Origin of the sequence: Bradyrhizobium sp. 179, assembly GCF_023073535.1 — a bacterium.
In the GTDB taxonomy this organism is placed as follows: domain Bacteria; phylum Pseudomonadota; class Alphaproteobacteria; order Rhizobiales; family Xanthobacteraceae; genus Bradyrhizobium.
In genome coordinates, this window is the sequence record NZ_JADPJR010000160.1 from 131,425 (window position 1) to 148,206 (window position 16,782).

General features: G+C 64.0%; 15 protein-coding genes. 9 read left to right on the forward strand and 6 right to left on the reverse strand.

What is annotated here, in order from left to right:
* Positions 1-5: 5 nt before the first annotated feature.
* A complete protein-coding gene (locus IVB12_RS37135) occupies positions 6-593 on the reverse strand; it encodes a PadR family transcriptional regulator (protein WP_247307858.1) in 588 nt (195 codons plus the stop codon).
* A gap of 198 nt (positions 594-791) precedes the next feature.
* On the opposite strand from IVB12_RS37135, the gene IVB12_RS37140 reads away from it, so the two are divergent.
* The 4 genes from IVB12_RS37140 to IVB12_RS37155 all read left to right on the forward strand — a co-directional run bounded on the left by IVB12_RS37140 (position 792) and on the right by IVB12_RS37155 (position 6,711).
* The gene (locus tag IVB12_RS37140) at positions 792-1,175 is read left to right on the forward strand and encodes a nuclear transport factor 2 family protein (protein WP_247307861.1); all 384 of its coding nucleotides are present in this window, start codon (positions 792-794) and stop codon (positions 1,173-1,175) included.
* 113 nt (positions 1,176-1,288) lie between these two features.
* Positions 1,289-3,079 carry an acyl-CoA dehydrogenase C-terminal domain-containing protein gene (locus IVB12_RS37145; RefSeq protein WP_247307864.1) on the forward strand — a complete coding sequence of 597 codons (1,791 nt, stop codon included), beginning with the start codon at positions 1,289-1,291 and terminating at the stop codon, positions 3,077-3,079.
* Between the two features lie 52 nt (positions 3,080-3,131).
* Complete coding sequence (locus IVB12_RS37150) at positions 3,132-4,340, forward strand: acetyl-CoA C-acetyltransferase (RefSeq protein WP_247307865.1); 1,209 nt, start codon at positions 3,132-3,134, stop codon at positions 4,338-4,340.
* Between the two features lie 157 nt (positions 4,341-4,497).
* Positions 4,498-6,711: an FAD-dependent oxidoreductase gene (locus tag IVB12_RS37155; RefSeq protein WP_247307867.1), complete on the forward strand. Its 2,214-nt coding sequence runs from the start codon at positions 4,498-4,500 to the stop codon at positions 6,709-6,711.
* Between the two features lie 128 nt (positions 6,712-6,839).
* On the opposite strand, the gene gstA is transcribed toward IVB12_RS37155, so the two are convergent.
* A complete protein-coding gene (gstA, locus tag IVB12_RS37160; protein WP_247307870.1) occupies positions 6,840-7,454 on the reverse strand; it encodes a glutathione transferase GstA in 615 nt (204 codons plus the stop codon).
* Positions 7,455-7,580: 126 nt separating this feature from the next.
* Here gstA and IVB12_RS37165 point away from each other — a divergent pair, with 126 nt between their 5' ends.
* The 3 genes from IVB12_RS37165 to IVB12_RS37175 all read left to right on the forward strand — a co-directional run bounded on the left by IVB12_RS37165 (position 7,581) and on the right by IVB12_RS37175 (position 10,224).
* A complete protein-coding gene (locus IVB12_RS37165) occupies positions 7,581-8,078 on the forward strand; it encodes a MarR family winged helix-turn-helix transcriptional regulator (RefSeq protein ID WP_247307871.1) in 498 nt (165 codons plus the stop codon).
* Between the two features lie 98 nt (positions 8,079-8,176).
* Positions 8,177-9,547, forward strand: a complete 1,371-nt coding sequence (locus IVB12_RS37170) for a glutamate--cysteine ligase (protein ID WP_247281770.1) — start codon at positions 8,177-8,179, stop codon at positions 9,545-9,547.
* 110 nt (positions 9,548-9,657) lie between these two features.
* A complete protein-coding gene (locus IVB12_RS37175) occupies positions 9,658-10,224 on the forward strand; it encodes a PAN domain-containing protein (protein WP_247282045.1) in 567 nt (188 codons plus the stop codon).
* 27 nt (positions 10,225-10,251) lie between these two features.
* Here IVB12_RS37175 and IVB12_RS37180 read toward each other — a convergent pair whose 3' ends face one another.
* The 4 genes from IVB12_RS37180 to IVB12_RS37195 form a co-directional block, all read right to left on the reverse strand.
* Entirely contained in the window at positions 10,252-10,821 is a 570-nt protein-coding gene (locus tag IVB12_RS37180; protein WP_247307872.1) for a nucleotidyltransferase family protein, read from the reverse strand.
* Between the two features lie 117 nt (positions 10,822-10,938).
* Positions 10,939-11,718: a signal peptidase I gene (lepB, locus tag IVB12_RS37185; protein ID WP_247307873.1), complete on the reverse strand. Its 780-nt coding sequence runs from the start codon at positions 11,716-11,718 to the stop codon at positions 10,939-10,941.
* Positions 11,715-13,142 carry a metalloprotease TldD gene (tldD, locus tag IVB12_RS37190; RefSeq protein ID WP_247307874.1) on the reverse strand — a complete coding sequence of 476 codons (1,428 nt, stop codon included), beginning with the start codon at positions 13,140-13,142 and terminating at the stop codon, positions 11,715-11,717. Before tldD ends, lepB begins: the two co-directional genes overlap by 4 nt.
* A gap of 112 nt (positions 13,143-13,254) precedes the next feature.
* Complete coding sequence (locus tag IVB12_RS37195; protein ID WP_247307875.1) at positions 13,255-13,788, reverse strand: invasion associated locus B family protein; 534 nt, start codon at positions 13,786-13,788, stop codon at positions 13,255-13,257.
* Between the two features lie 448 nt (positions 13,789-14,236).
* Here IVB12_RS37195 and coxB point away from each other — a divergent pair, with 448 nt between their 5' ends.
* Positions 14,237-15,076, forward strand: coding sequence for a cytochrome c oxidase subunit II (gene coxB / locus IVB12_RS37200; protein ID WP_247307877.1), 840 nt, complete (start codon positions 14,237-14,239; stop codon positions 15,074-15,076).
* Between the two features lie 87 nt (positions 15,077-15,163).
* Entirely contained in the window at positions 15,164-16,780 is a 1,617-nt protein-coding gene (gene ctaD, locus IVB12_RS37205) for a cytochrome c oxidase subunit I (RefSeq protein ID WP_247281764.1), read from the forward strand.
* The last annotated feature ends 2 nt before the right edge of the window (positions 16,781-16,782 follow it).

Genomic DNA, 16,782 nt, shown 5'->3' on the forward strand with positions numbered 1-16,782 from the left:
GCGTCTCAGCCCTTCTCCCGCTTCCCCTCCTCCAGTGGCACCACACTGGTCTTGCCGCTCATCGCCGAGAGCGCCTCAAGCGCCTCCTCGCAGAAGTCGGCCACCATCCGCTCGTGCCGGGCGCCGAGCTGAAGCAGGAGCAGATTGCCGAGGTCGAGCCGGCCTTCCGCCGTTCCCTCCGGAAAACGCTTCTTCAGGATGCGCTCGTAATTGGCGTGGCGGTCGCGGTGATGCTCCAGGCGGGCCATCAGATCAGTGTGCATGGGCTCGATGTCGATGCTGTCGAGCGCATGCAGCCGCACCAGGAGGTCGTCCTTGATCGAGGGCGGCGTGCTGGGCCGCGCGGCCCAGTGCCGCAGTGCTGTTCGGCCCTCGGGAGTAAGGGTATAGATCAGCTTATTGGGCTTGCCTGACTGCACGACCTCGCGGCCTTGGATGTAGCCGCGGTCGCGCAGCTTGGAAAGTTCGCGGTAGATCTGCTGGTGGTCGGCCTTCCAGAAGAAGCCGATCGATGAATCGAACGTCTTGGCGAGCTCGTAGCCCGTCATCGGACGTTCCGTCAGGCAAGCGAGGATTGCGTCGCCCAATGCCATGACCGGCCTCCCTTCGCGAATTTGACCGACTTACTTGACTTTATGCGCATCGGCGCATATGCGTCAATGTGCATATGAGGCAGCTTGCGCACGGGGCCAAAGACCCCGACGGAAAATCCAGCGGAATCAACCTCCTCGCTACTGTGCATGGGGTTGTTTTCGCACTTTTTGCCCTTGCCCTTAGGGAGGCACCTGAGAATGACCGGTCTCGATTCCTGGTACGCCTACATGAAGTCTCACGACCGCGCCGCGCTCTGGGACCTTCTGCACCCGGATGCCGTGTTCGAAAGCCCCGTCGTGCATTCGCCGCAGCGCGGGCGCGACATCACCTTCAAATACCTCTCCAGCGCCGAGAAGGTGCTCGGCGGCCCGGGCTTCACCTATGTCGGTGAATGGCGCAGCGACACTGGAGCCGTGCTCGAATTCAAGAACGTCATCGACGGTATCGAGATCAACGGTGTCGACATCATCAGTTTCGACAGCGACGGACGCATTACCCATTTCAAGGTGATGGTGCGTCCGCTCAAGGCGATCAACATGCTGCACCGCCTGATGGCGGAGCAGTTGGCCGCCCAATCATGACACTGCCCTGACGTTGCGGAAGCCGCTAAGCTCGCCACTGCGCCGCAGGGACTTCACGAGAAATCCACCACCTCAAGGCCCAACCAATTCGAGGCCCGTGCCGGGAGAACGCCATGCCGATCTATAAAGCCCCCGTCGACGATGTGAACTTCCTGCTCAACGACGTCTTCCAGATCGATCGCTACGACAATCTGCCGGGCTTCTCGGATGCGTCGAGCGACGTGCGCGAGGCGATCCTCGGCGAGGCCGCCAAGCTCGCTGAAGAGGTGCTCCAGCCGCTCAACCGTATCGGCGATCTCGAAGGCTGCAAGCGTGCCGATGACGGCAGCGTCACCACGCCGAAGGGGTTCAAGGAGGCGTTCAAGCAGGTCGCCGAGGGCGGCTGGCTTGGTCTGTCGGCGCCGACCGAATATGGCGGGCAGGGGTTGCCGGTGACGCTCTCCCAGGCGGTCAATGAATTCCAGATCTCCGCCAACATGGCGTTCTCGATGTATGGCGGCCTCACCATGGGCGCGACCGCGGCATTGCTGGTGCACGGCACGCCCGAGCAGAAGCAGACCTACGTGCCGAAGATGGTCGCCGGCGAATGGACCGGCACCATGAACCTGACCGAGCCGCATTGCGGCACCGATCTCGGCATGCTCCGCACCAAGGCGGTGCGCCAGGCCGACGGCAGCTTCAAGATATCAGGCACCAAGATTTTCATCTCGGCCGGCGAGCATGACCTCGCCTCCAACATCATCCACCTCGTGCTCGCCCGCATCGAGGGCGCGCCCGCCGGCATCAAGGGCGTATCGCTGTTCGTGGTGCCGAAATTCCTGGTGAACGCCGATGGTTCGGTCGGGCAGCGCAATGGCGTCGTCTGCGGCTCGATCGAGCACAAGATGGGCATCCACGGCAATTCCACCTGCGTGATGAACTACGACAACGCCACCGGCTGGCTCATCGGCGAAGAGAACAAGGGCATGCAGGGCATGTTCGTGATGATGAACGAGGCTCGCCTCGGCGTCGCCGTGCAGGGCCTCGCGCAATCCGAGGTCGCCTATCAAAACGCGGTTGCTTATGCCCGCGAGCGCATCCAGGGCCGCGCGCTGACAGGCGCCAAGGCGCCGGACAAGCCGGCCGATCCGATCATCGTTCATCCCGACGTGCGCCGCACGCTGCTCTCGATCCGCGCCTTCAACGAAGCCGCGCGCGCCTTCGTGATCTGGACCGCGCTGAAGAGCGACGTCGCGCATCGCTCGGAGGATCCCAGGGATCGCCAGGCCGCCGACGACCACATGGGCCTGATGACGCCGGTGCTGAAGGGCTTCCTTACCGATTACGGCTTTGCCAATGCGGTGCAGGCGCAGCAGATGTATGGCGGCCACGGCTACATCGCCGAGCAGGGCATGGAGCAGTTCGTGCGCGATGCCCGCATCGCGATGATTTATGAAGGCGCCAACGGCATCCAGGCGCTCGACCTCGTCGGCCGCAAGCTGCCGCGGGATGGCGGCCGCGCCATTATGGCCTTCTTCGGCGAGGTCATGGCTTTCGCGAAAGAGAACGGCGGCGACGAGGCGCTAAAACCGTTCATCGCCCCGCTCTCGACCTCACTCGGCCATCTCCAGCAGGCCACCACCTGGCTGATGCAGAACGCGATGGCGAAGCCGGACAATGCCGGCGCCGCCGCAACCGATTACCTGCATCTCTTCGGCTTCGTCGCGCTCGGCTACATGTGGGCGAAGATGGCGAAGGTGACGCTAGGGAAGATTGCCGAGAGCGGGGCCACGCCCTATCTCTCAACCAAGCTCGTCACCGGCCGCTTCTTCATGGAGCGGATGTTGCCGGAGACCGCGGCCAATCTCGCGCGCATCCAGGCCGGCTGCGCCACCATCATGGAACTGCCGGCGGAAGCGTTCTGACCTGCTTCCGCCGCCTGCTCCCAATCGTTGAACATCACATCAGGAGGGCGTCATGCCTGAGGCATTCATCTACGACCACGTTCGCACCCCGCGCGGCCGCGGCAAGGCGGACGGCGCGCTGCACGAAGTCACGGCGCTGGCGCTCGCGACCGTGCCACTGAAGGCGCTGAAGGACCGCAACAACCTGCCCGAGGACTCGGTCGATGACGTCGTGCTCGGCGTGGTCGATCCCGTAGGCGAAGCGGGCAGCGACATCGCGCGCTTCGCAGCGCTGAAGGCTGGTCTCGGCCAAGCCGTGCCCGGCGTGCAGATCAGCCGCTTCTGTGCCTCAGGTCTCGACGCCGTGAACTTCGCCGCCGCCCAGGTGATGAGCGGCCAGCATGAGCTGGTGATCGGCGGCGGCGCTGAATCCATGAGCCGCGTTGGCATCGGCGCCTCCGGTGGCGCCTGGCCGATGGATCCCTCAATCGCGGTGCCGGCCTATTTCATGCCGCAGGGGGTCTCGGCCGATTTGATCGCCACCAAATATGGTTTCTCGCGCGACGACGTCGATGCCTACGCGGTGCAAAGCCAGCAGCGCGCGGCCAAGGCGTGGGACGAGGGCCGCTTCGATAAGTCGGTGGTGCCGGTGAAGGACATCAATGGCCTCACCATCCTCGCCAAGGACGAGCACATGCGGCCCTCGACGACGATGCAGTCGCTGGCCCAGTTGCAGCCGTCGTTCACGATGGTGGCGCAGATGGGCGGCTTCGACGGCGTCGCGGTGCAGTCGCATCCGGAGATCGAGCGCATCAACTACGTGCATCACGCCGGCAACTCCTCGGGCATCGTCGATGGCGCCGGCGCCGTGCTGCTCGGCAGCAAGGAGGCAGGCGCGAAATACGGCCTGAAGCCGCGTGCCAAGATCCGTGCCTTCACCAATATCGGCTCCGAGCCGGCGATGATGCTGACCGGTCCGGTCGACGTTACCGAGAAACTGTTCGCGCGCTCCGGCATGAGGAAGTCCGACATCGACCTGTTCGAGCTGAACGAGGCCTTCGCCTCCGTCGTGCTGCGCTACATCCAGGCCTTCGACATCGACAGTGCCAAGATCAACGTCAATGGCGGTGCGATCGCGCTCGGCCATCCGCTTGGCGCCACCGGTGCGATGATCCTCGGCACCGTGCTCGACGAGCTCGAGCGCACCAACAAGTCCACTGCGCTGGTGACGCTGTGCATCGGCGGCGGCATGGGCACCGCAACCGTCATCGAGCGCGTGTAACGCGCTGCTGTAGGGTGGGCAAAGCGAAGCGTGCCCACGACTGCGGTCTTCGAAAATGATGGTGGGCCCGGCGCAAGAGCGCCTTGGCCCACCCTACGAGATCTCAAGTCAACCGCCAGCGCCTGAGATCGGCAGCCGGCACCGAGGAGCAACCAATATGTCGTACAAGAACTTCAAGGTTGAGACCGACGCAGACGGCATCGTGCTCGTCACCTGGGACATCCCGGCCCGTTCGATGAACGTGCTCGACGAGACCTCGACCAATGAGCTCGACGCGATCGTCAAGGCGACCACGGCTGATGCCGCGGTGAAGGGCGTCGTCATCACCTCAGCGAAAGAAGCGTTTTGCGCCGGCGCAGATCTCTCGATGCTCGAAGGCATGAACCAGGCCTATGCGAAGGTCTTGAAGGAGCAGGGCGAGACCGCGGCGAACCAGATGCTGTTCGAGCAGAGCCGGCGCTTCTCGCAGGTCCTGCGTTCGATCGAGACCTCCGGCAAGCCGTGGGCGGCGGCGATCAACGGCCTCGCGCTCGGTGGCGGTTTCGAGATCACGCTGTGCTGCCACTATCGCGTTGCCGCCGACAATCCCAAGACTCGTCTCGGTCTTCCCGAGGTCAAGGTCGGCCTGTTCCCCGGCGCTGGCGGCACGCAGCGCGTACCGCGTCTGGTGCCGCCGCAGGACGCGATGACGATCCTGCTCAAGGGTGATCCTGTCACGATCGAGAAGGCGAAGGCGCTGAACCTGATCCATGCCATGGTTCCCGCTGCCGACCTCATCAAGGCGGCCAAGGACTGGATCAAGGGCGGTGGCAAGGCGGTCGCACCCTGGGACGAGAAAGGTTTCAAGCTGCCCGGCGGCCCGGTGTTCTCAAAGGCCGGCATGATGATGTTCCCGGCCGGCAACGCAATCTATCGCCGCGAGACCTACGACAATTATCCGGCCGCGCGCGCGATCATGAGCTGCGTCTATGAGGGCCTGCAGCTGCCGATCGACGCCGCCTTGCGCGTCGAATCGCGCTATTTCACCTCGGTGCTGCGCTCGAAGGAGGCGGCCGCGATGATCCGCAGCCTGTTCCTGTCGATGCAGGAGCTCAATAAGGGCGCGCGCCGTCCGAAGCACGTGCCGCCGACCAAGGTGAAGAAGATTGCCGTGATCGGCGCCGGCTTCATGGGCGCGAGCGTCGGCTACGTCTCGGCTCGTGCCGGTCTCGATGTCGTCCTGATCGATCGCGACCAGGAGAGCGCCGACAAGGGCAAGGCGCATGCGCAGAAGGTGATCGAGGAGCAGATCAAGAAGGGCCGCGCGAAGCCTGGCGATGCCGAGGCGCTGCTCGCCCGCATCACCGCGACGGCGGACTACGCCGCGCTGAAGGACGTCGACCTCGTCATCGAGGCTGTGTTCGAGGACCGCAAGGTCAAGGCGGAGACCTTTGCCAGGGCGCAGGAGTACCTGAAGTCTGACGTGATCTTCGCGTCCAACACCTCGACGCTGCCGATCACCTCGCTGGCCGAGAGCTTCAACGACCAGGGCAAGTTCGTCGGCATCCACTTCTTCTCCCCGGTCGAGAAGATGATGCTGGTCGAGATCATCCTGGGCAAGAACACCGGCGATGTCGCGCTTGCCACCGCGCTGGATTACGTCCGGCAAATCGGCAAGACGCCGATCGTCGTCAACGACAGCCGCGGCTTCTTCGCCAACCGCTGCGTCGGCCGCTACGTCGCCGAGGGCAACGAGATGTTCCTGGAAGGCGTGCCGCCGGCGATGATCGAGAACTGCGCCAAGATGGCCGGCATGCCGGTCGGCCCGCTCTCGCTGTCGGATGAAGTCGCGCTCGACCTCGGTCTCAAGATCATGAAGGCGACGGAAGCCGATCTCGGCCCCAACGCCATCAATCCCGAGCAGAAGAAGCTGATGGTCGAGATGGTCGAGAAGCAGGGCCGGCTTGGCCGCAAGAACAGCAAGGGCTTCTACGACTATCCCGAGAAGGGCAAAGGCCAGAAGAGCCTGTGGCCGGGTCTCTCGGCCTTGCAGCCGAAGCAGCTTGACCCTGACACGCTCGACGCCGAAGAGCTGAAGCAGCGCTTCCTGGTGGTGCAGGCAGTGGAAGCCGCGCGCACGGTGGAAGATCACGTCATCACCGATCCGCGCGAGGCCGATGTCGGCTCGATCCTCGGCTTCGGCTTCGCGCCGTTCACCGGCGGTACGCTGTCCTACATCGATTTCATGGGTACGAAGAAGTTCGTCGAACTCTGCCACAAGCTGGAGGCCAAATACGGCTCACGCTTCACGCCGCCGAAATTGCTCGAGGAGATGGCCGCAAACGGCGAGACCTTCTACGGCCGCTTCGCGCCGAAGAAGGCGGCGGCCTGATACAAAGTCGTCAGTCCGGGCAGTCCGCAACGCGGACTGATCCGGAATCTCGATTGGCGTCGCGCGGTCATGCAACAACTGCGAGATTCCGGGGTCGCCGCGTCGCGGCGCCCCGGAATGACGAACAATCACTTCGCCTGGACCAATCCTTCCTTCCTCAATGCCTCCTGCACCTGCGGGCGCGCCGCGACGCGGGCCTTATAGGCGGTCAGGTTAGGCATCGCCGAGAGGTCGAACTTCATGCGGTCGGCCCAGGTCAGCATCGTGAACAGGTAGCCGTCGGCGACCGTGAACTGCCTGCCCATGAGGTAGTCGCGGCCGGCAAGCTGGCTGTCGATATATTTCAGCTTGCCCATGACGCGGTCCTTGAAGAAGGCCTTGGCCTCCTCGTTCAGCGCCGGGGCGAACAGGGGGCCAAAGCTCTTGTGCACCTCCGAGGTGAGGAAGTTGAGCCATTCGAGCAGCTTGTAGCGCTCGGAACTGTCGCGGGCGGGGACCAGCGCCTTGCTTGATGCCTGATCGGCGATCATCTGGACAATCACCGGGCCTTCGGTCACGATCTCACCGCTGTCCAGGCCTAGCGCAGGCACCTGGCCCTTGGGGTTCAGCTTCAGATAATCCTCACCATTTTCGAGCTTCTTGGCCCGGATATCGACCTTGACCAGCTCATAGGGCAGGCCGGCTTCCAGGAGCGCGATGTGGGGGGACAGGGAGCAGGCGCCGGGCGAATAATACAGTTTCATGGAATTTCCTCCTCATGATGCTTGGTTCGAGCGAAAGAACGACTACATGCGCTTGCATGAAATAGTCAAGATTGATGCAGGTGCATCGAATGAGGTAAAGAGCGGGCGACGAGCTTGAGCGGGACCATGAAGCGCAAACCATCAACCGAGGCAACTTCGGCCTGGATCCGCCTGATGCGGGTGCAGAGCCGCGTGCTCGATTGCGTCGAGCAGGATCTGAAAAAGGCCGGGTTCCCGCCGCTCGCCTGGTATGACGCGCTGCTCGAACTGTCCCGCGCCCCCTCTGGCGAGTTGCGGCCGGTGGAGCTTGAACGTCAGATGTTGATCCCGCAATACTCGACCTCGCGGCTGATCGACCGCCTGGTCGACGAAGGTCTCGCCTTGCGGCGCGAATGCAAGATCGACAAGCGCGGCCAGTTCGTCGAGATCACGGAAGCCGGCCGCGAGTTGCAGAAGCGGATGTGGGGCGCCTATTCGGCCGCAATCGAGAAATATGTCGGTTCGAAACTATCGGATGCCGACGCCGTCAAGCTCAGCGGTCTGCTCGATCGCCTGGGCTGCTCGTGCGGCGAGATGAAACTGCCGCCCGTCGCCAACGCCAACGAAAGCACACCGTCGCGATGATCGCGCGGCAAACCAGCACGTCCGCGCGCCCGGCGGGTTCGCGGACGCTCCCCGTCACCCGCGCGTTCGGTCGAAGCGCTTTTTGATTAGAGTTTGATATGGCGCGAGACCAGATCGACATGACGCCACTGCAATCGCGCGACGAGCTCGTTGCGTGGTTCGAGGCCGGCTGCAAGGATCCGTCCGAATTCCGCATGGGGACCGAGCACGAGAAGACGCCGTTCACGCTCGAAGGCCACCGACCGGTGCCTTATGAGGGGGCGCGGGGCATCGGCGCGCTGCTCGAGGGCATGAAGCTCCTGCTCGGCTGGGAGCCGATCATGGAACAGGGCAATATCATCGGCCTCTACGACGTCACTGGCGGCGGTGCCATCTCGCTCGAGCCCGGCGGACAGTTCGAGCTCTCCGGCGCGCCGGTCGAGAACGTGCACCAGACCCAGAGCGAGCTGATGGCGCATCTGGCGCAAGTGCGCGAGATCGCAACCCCGCTCGGCATCGGCTTTCTCGGGCTCGGCATGACGCCGTCCTGGTCGCGCGCGGACATCCCGGTGATGCCCAAGGGCCGCTACAAGATCATGACCAATTACATGCCGAAGGTCGGTCAATATGGCCTCGACATGATGTACCGGACTTGCACCGTGCAGACCAATCTCGACTTCTCCTCGGAAGCCGACATGGTCAAGAAGCTGCGCGTCTCGCTCGCGCTCCAGCCGGTCGCGACCGCGCTGTTCGCCAATTCGCCGTTTACCGAAGGCAAGCCGAACGGCTTTCTCTCCTTCCGCTCCGAGATCTGGCGCGACACCGACAACGCGCGTTCGGGCATGATGCCGTGGGCGTTCGAGGACGGCATGGGCTTCGAGCGCTATGTCGACTACGCGCTCGACGTGCCCATGTATTTCGTCAAGCGCGGCGAGCAGTACATCGACGTATCGGGCTCCTCGTTCCGCGCCTTCTTCGACGGCCGCAACAACAATCTCCCCGGCGAGCGACCGACGCTGTCGGACTGGGCCAATCACCTCTCGACGATCTTCCCGGAAGTCCGGCTCAAGCGCTATCTCGAGATGCGCGGCTCCGACGGTGGTCCGTGGGGCCGGTTGCCGGCGCTGCCGGCGTTCTGGGTCGGGCTGCTCTACGACGATGTCTCGCTCGACGCCGCTTGGGAAATCGTGAAGCACTGGAGCGCGCCTGAACGTCAGGCCTTGCGCGACGACGTGCCGCGCTTCGGCTTCAAGTCGCGGATCAGGGATCGCTATCTCTTCGAGGTCGCCAAGGAGTGCCTGGTTCTGGCACATGCCGGCCTGCGCCGGCGTGGCCGGCTCGACCAACTCGGCCGCGATGAGACGAGGCATTTGGAGCCGCTCGATCGCATCATCGAGTTCGGCCGGACGCCGGCTGAGGAGATGCTGGACAAGTTTAATGGTCCCTGGAAGGGCTCGGTGGAACCTGCCTACGCGGAATACGCTTTCTAGACCAGGCTAATAGCAGGCAATTGAGCCGTTCATCGCCCGTACAGGTTTGCGGCGATCAAATGATCGGCTGGAAAAACCTGTGCATCGTCAATAACTCGAAAGCTGTTCCGATGGGAAAGGGCCGCCTGCCTGGGGTCGTCATGGCCCGCGTCCTGGCTTGCGTCGCGCTGCTCTCGCTCCTGTTTGCGAGCGCGCCGGCGCCGGCGCAGACGGCGTTCGACCGCCCAGGCGGCGACTATTTCAACACGCCGGTCACCTCAGGCGACCCTGAGGATTGCGCGCTGCTGTGCGAGCGTGACCGCCGTTGCCGCTCCTGGAGCTTCAACTATCCCGACGTCGAAGGCGGCTCGGCGGTGTGCTGGCTCAAGAACACGGTGCCGACGCGGGTGCCGGGCAATTGCTGCATCTCCGGGGTGCGCGGCGCCGGCGTGATCGAGCCGCGCATCGAGGGTGTGGAAACGTCGATCGATCGCCCGGGCGGCGACCTGCGCAATTTCGAGCTCAAGGTCGGCGAGGGCGAGGAGACCTGCAAGGCCGCCTGCACCGCCGACAACAAATGCCGCGCCTTCACCTATGCCCGTCCCGGCTACACCGGGCGCGAGGCGCGCTGTTTCCTGAAGAAGGAAATCAAGCCGCCGCGGCGGAAGGCTGGGTTCACGTCGGGCGTTGTGAGATAGGCCTGTCTTGTCCGGGACACGAGAAGGTTACGCGCCCGCTGCAATCACGGTAAGCTCCGGCCACAGCGCCTTCCATCGCGCGGATTTTGCCTCGTAATTGGCGGCGGAAAAACTCAGCGCCCGATTGGGCCGTACGATCAGCCTCGCGACGTCGTCGAACCCGTGCGGCGCATAGACATCGAAACCGTCGCCCGCGCGTCTCCCTCCGATTTGCGTGTTCTGCGTCAGGAAGCGGTCGATGCCGTCGGTCGAGCATGTCAGCGGTGGATAGGGCAGACCGTGCTTGTCGGGGTACCACAGATGCACGCGCGCCTGGTTACGAATCGCGACCTTGGCGGCGAGATGCGCGAGCCGCGCATGCAGCGTGCGGATCACCGCATCCTCCGCCTCCCAGGAGGTATCGGAATCGAAATGGAACACGTCGTAATCGGCGATACCGTGATCGATCGGGCGGCTCGTGAGCGCGTTCCACACCGATTGCACCAGGCAGCCTGCGACCAGCCACGCATCCGGCAGCGCGAGTCGGCCGAGCTCATCGACGATCGCGGCGTTGACAGGGTTTTGCAGAGCGAGAGCGAGGAATTCGTCTTTGCTCATGGCAAACCGTAGGAATCGTAAGGTGGGCAAAGGCGCGCGCTCCTTCGCGCGTCGTGCCCACCATCACTTACGATAGAAGTGGTGGGCACTTTGCCCACTCTCCGATCTACACTCTACTCAATGCACGGCGGTGAAGAACCGTGCGAGCCTGAAGCCGGAGAGCCAGGTCCACACCGGCTGGCCGCGGATGCCGAGATCCCAGGAGCCGAGCACCGCGTCCGCGCGGCCGACCAGATTGTCGATCGGCAACAGGCCGACGCCGCCGGAGCGCAAAGGTACGCGGCTGTCGGCGGAATTGTCACGGTTGTCGCCGAGCACGAAGAGATGGCCTGCTGGCACCGTCACCTCCGGCGTGTTGTCGAGCGGGCCGTTGTCGCGCATCTTGAAGATCAGGTGCGACACGCCGTTCGGCAACGTCTCGACATAGCGGTAGGCTGGCTCGCTGCCGCCCTTGTCGTCCTCGGCAGCGCCAACGCCATCGGGCTTCAGCTCGGCGGGACGGTCGTTGATGAAGAGCTGGCCCTGCCGCATCTGGATGCGGTTGCCAGGCAAGCCGACGACGCGTTTGACCCAGGCCTGCGAGCGATCACCTGGCCAGCGGAACACGACGACGTCGCCGAGTTTCGGCGTCTCCGCGAACACGCGGCCAGTCTCCGGCAGGTTGATCTGAATCGGTAGCGACGAGGTGCCGTAGCCATAGGGGAATTTCGAGGCGAGCAGCGCATCGCCGATCAGCAGCGTCGGCTCCATCGAGCCCGACGGCACGTAGAACGGTTCGGCGAGCGCGCCCTTGGCAATGAACACGGCGGCGACGATGCCGGCGAGCTGCATCAGCTGTCCGCCCCAGCCACTGCTCTTCCGCTTGGTGGTGACAGTGACCTTTTCTTCAACGCTCATGCGCCCGTCCCACCTACCGTGATGCGTTCCATCAGAAGCGACGGCTGGCCGACGCCGACAGGCACGCCCTGGCCGTTCTTGCCGCACGTGCCGATGCCGGTGTCGAGCGCGAGGTCGTTGCCGATCATGCGGATGCGGTGCAAGTCGGTCGGCCCGTTGCCGATCAGCATGGCGCCCTTCAGGGGCGCCCCCAGCCTGCCGTTTTCGATCTTATAGGCCTCGGTGCACTGGAACACGTATTTGCCCGAGGTGATGTCGACCTGGCCACCGCCGAAATTCGCGGCGAACACGCCGTTCTTCACGGAGGAGAGGATCTCGGCGGGATCGCGGTCGCCCGCGAGCATGTAGGTGTTGGTCATGCGCGGCATCGGCACATGGGCGTAGCCCTGGCGGCGGCCGTTGCCGGTCGGCTTCATGTTCATCAGGCGCGCGTTCTGGCGGTCCTGCATGTAGCCGACCAGGATGCCGTCCTCGATCAGCACGGTGCGATTGGTCGGCGTGCCCTCGTCGTCGATGGAGAGCGAGCCGCGGCGCGAGGCGATGGTGCCGTCGTCGACCACGGTGACGCCCTTGGCCGCGACCTGCTGGCCCATCAGGCCGGCAAAGGCCGAGGTCTTCTTGCGGTTGAAGTCGCCCTCAAGGCCGTGGCCAACCGCTTCATGCAGCATCACGCCGGGCCAGCCGGCGCCCAGCACCACATCCATCTCGCCGGCGGGAGCCGGAATCGATTCCAGATTGACCAGCGCCTCGCGCAGCGCGCCGTCGGCGGCTTCCCGCCAGGACCTGCTCTCGATGAATTCGCCATAGCCGGCGCGGCCGCCATAACCCTTGCTGCCGCTCTCCTGGCGGTCGCCCTGGCCGGCGACGACGGAGATGTTGACGCGCACGAGCGGGCGGACGTCGCGATAGCTCTCGCCATCAGGGCGCAGGATCTCGACCACCTGCCAGGTCGCGCCCAGGCTGACGCTGACCTGCCGCACCCGCGGATCCTTGTCGCGCAAGTAGGCATCGATCTCGGCGAGCAGCTTGACCTTGGTCTCGAAGCCCGGCGCATCCAGCGGATTGTCGTCGCCATAGAGCCGCACATTGGTGTGCGGGGGCGGAGCCGCAAAACTGCCGGAATAGCCGCCGCGCACGGCCGCGACCGCATCTGCGGCGCGAATCAGCGCCGGCAGCGACACGTCGGAGGAATGCGCATAGCCGACCGCGTCGTCCTTGACGGCGCGCAGGCCAAAGCCTTGCGAGGTGTCATAGGTCGCCTGCTTCAGCCGCCCATTGTCGAACATCAGCGCTTCGGTCTGGCTGTATTCCAGGAACAATTCGCCGTCGTCGGCACCGGCCAGCCCGCGCGCAACCTCGTTGCGAACCTGGTCGCGGTCGAGATTGGCGCGGTCGAGCAGGGAGGTTGTGGCAGGGTTGGTCATGCGTCCGTCCATTATCGGGAGGTGTGGGGCAAGATAATGTTTTCGGAACGGTTCCGCGAGGGCACGAAGCCTCACATTACGGAAACAATAGGATCGCCCTCGATCTCACACCTTACGGCAGCTTGTCATATCCCTCACCCAGCCCATTCAGGCTGAGCGGGAAGCCGATGCCCTCTTCCGGGGTCTCGAAGATGATGAAGGTGGCGGTCTTGGCGCCGCGGAGCTGACCCAGCAGCTTGTCGTCCATCACCACCTCGGCCACGCAGCCATTGGGCAGACATCTGACAAAACCGGCGCGGCCGACGTCCTGGTTGTCGAGCTTGAGGCCGAGGCCCGAGGGCAAGAGCACGCCGAGCGGGGCGACCACCCGCATCAGCCGGCTCTTCTGGTCGGCGGTCTTGAGCACGATCACGGTCAGTCCGGCATTGGAGCGGTCTTCCGCCACCACGCTCTGGATCAGGGCGCATTGCTCGGTCTGGGCGCCGGGCGGGGTGTCACAGCGGATCTGCCAATCGCCATGGACGGAGCGCACCGCGCCCTGCGCATGGGCCAGGCCGGGCAGCGCGAGGACGGCGACCGCCGCCAGCAGGGCGGCCAGCATCGTGGGCCCGCCAGCCTGCCTTGCCATGCTTCTCGAAAGCCCCATCGGGTCGGTCCCTCTGCTCGCCTGGTTCGCTCGCACCTGGCGGACTGATACGGGAATGACGGCGTCTTGAAGGCAATTCCCAAGCAAATATCGCGCCGCCGCGCGCCACCATCGCCCGCACGAATCAGGTTCCTGCGCGGCCGTCTGTCAGTGCCTACCGCGGGCAATCTCGCTGTCAAGCCGCAGCATACCGGGAAACGGTAATTTTGTCTGATGTTACTAGGAAATATCTTGCGGGTGATGCCTGGCAAATGAGGCCCAAGACTGCATTGCGATAGATCAAGAATTATGGTTTGAGAGGCTTGATTTCGGCGTTCTAGCGATCTGGCCCCAATTCCTCTTAGAGGTATTCTTGCGCGGCGGTTTGTCAGACGGGCGGATGGAATAAGCGTTTCCCGGAAATAGGGAAATGCACGTGGGGTGATTTCGTAAGGGGAGCGCGAACGGCATGAGGATGTCGATGGGCCGGATGGGCCGGCAGTTGCTGGGATTGGCCGTGGCGGGTCTGACGCTGGCGACGGGCGGTGTGGCATTCGCCGAGCTCGGGCAACCGGCGCCGTGGGAGTGGACGCTCCAGCAATCCGGCTCGCCGGTGATGGACAACATCGTCTGGTTCCACAACTTCCTGTTCGTGCTGATCACCCTGATCACGCTGTTCGTCCTGGCGCTGCTCGTGGTGGTGGTCGTCAAGTTCAATGCGAGGGCCAACCCGGTGCCGTCGCGGACCACCCACAACACGCTGATCGAGGTGGCCTGGACGCTCGTTCCGGTGCTGATCCTGGTCGGCATCTCGGTGCCGTCGTTCCGGCTGCTGTTCCTCGAGCTCGACGTGCCGAAGGCGGATCTGACGATCAAGGCGACCGGCAAGCAGTGGTATTGGTCGTATGCCTATCCTGATAACGGCAAGTTCGAGTTCGACTCGTTGATGGCCCAGGACAAGCAGCCCCGCCTGCTCGGCGTAGACAACGAGATGGTAGTGCCCGTCAACAAGGTGGTTCGGGTCCAGGTCACCGGCGCGGACGTCATCCACGCCTTCGCGCTGCCGGCTTTCGGCGTCAAGATCGACGCCATTCCAGGCCGGCTGAACGAGACCTGGTTCAAGGCGGCCAAGACCGGCATGTTCTACGGCCAGTGCTCGGAGCTGTGCGGCAAGGATCACGCCTTCATGCCGATCGCGATCCGCGTGGTCGACGACCAGGAGTTCGCCTCCTGGGTCGAGACGGCAAAGAAGAAATTCGCGAGCGGCGGCACCAGCACCTACGCCTCCGCGGCCGGCCCGACGCAGTAAGCGCCGGGCGGAAGCTCGAGGGACTGAAAGCGATATGAAGGGCGGGACCGCATACGGTCCGAATGGGACGCAAGGCAGGATTTGAATATGGCAACGAGCGCAGCGGCACATAGCGATCACGCGCATCATGACGAGCACGCCCATCCGACCGGATGGCGGCGCTACGTCTATTCGACCAACCACAAGGACATCGGCACGATGTACCTGATTTTCGCGGTCGTCGCCGGCGTCATCGGCGCCGCGATGTCGATCGCGATCCGGGCCGAGCTGATGTATCCGGGTGTGCAGATCTTTCACGAGACGCACACCTATAATGTGTTCGTGACCTCTCACGGCCTGATCATGATCTTCTTCATGGTCATGCCCGCGATGATCGGCGGGTTCGGCAATTGGTTCGTGCCGCTGATGATCGGCGCGCCCGACATGGCGTTCCCGCGCATGAACAACATCTCGTTCTGGCTGCTGCCGGCCTCCTTCGCGCTGCTGCTGATGTCGACCTTCGTCGAGGGCGAGCCGGGTGCCAACGGCGTCGGCGCCGGCTGGACCATGTATGCGCCGCTGTCGAGCTCCGGTCACCCCGGCCCCGCCGTCGACTTCGCGATCCTGTCGCTGCATCTGGCGGGCGCCTCGTCGATTCTCGGCGCCATCAATTTCATCACCACGATCTTCAACATGCGCGCACCGGGCATGACTCTGCACAAGATGCCACTGTTCGTGTGGTCGATCCTGGTGACAGTGTTCCTGCTGCTGTTATCGCTGCCGGTGCTCGCCGGTGCGATCACCATGCTGCTCACCGACCGCAATTTCCACACGACGTTCTTCGCGCCCGAGGGCGGCGGCGATCCCGTGCTGTTCCAGCACCTGTTCTGGTTCTTCGGTCACCCCGAGGTGTACATCCTGATCCTGCCCGGCTTCGGTATGATCAGCCAGATCGTCTCGACCTTCTCGCGCAAGCCCGTGTTCGGCTATCTCGGCATGGCCTACGCCATGGTCGCGATCGGCGGCATCGGCTTCGTGGTGTGGGCGCACCACATGTACACGGTGGGCATGTCCTCGGCGACGCAGGCCTATTTCGTCGCCGCCACCATGGTCATTGCGGTTCCGACCGGCGTGAAGATCTTCTCCTGGATCGCCACGATGTGGGGCGGCTCGATCGAATTCCGCGCGCCGATGATCTGGGCGGTAGGCTTCATCTTCCTGTTCACGGTTGGTGGCGTCACCGGCGTCGTGCTGGCGAACGCGGGCGTCGACCGCGTGCTCCAGGAGACCTATTACGTCGTCGCGCACTTCCACTACGTGCTGTCGCTCGGCGCCGTGTTCGCGATCTTTGCGGGCTGGTACTACTGGTTCCCGAAAATGTCGGGTTACATGTACAATGAGTGGCTGGCCAAGCTGCACTTCTGGGTGACCTTCATCGGCGTCAACCTGGTGTTCTTCCCGCAGCACTTCCTCGGCCTGTCGGGGATGCCGCGCCGCTACGTCGACTATCCCGACGCGTTCGCGGGCTGGAACCTGATCTCGTCCCTCGGCTCCTACATCTCCGGGTTCGGCGTGCTGATCTTCCTCTACTGCGTCCTCGACGCCTACATGAAGAAGGTGCCTGCCGGTAACAATCCCTGGGGTGCGGGCGCAACCACGCTGGAGTGGACGCTGCCCTCGCCGCCGCCATTCCACCAGTTCGAAGTGCTGCCTCGCGTGCAGTAAGC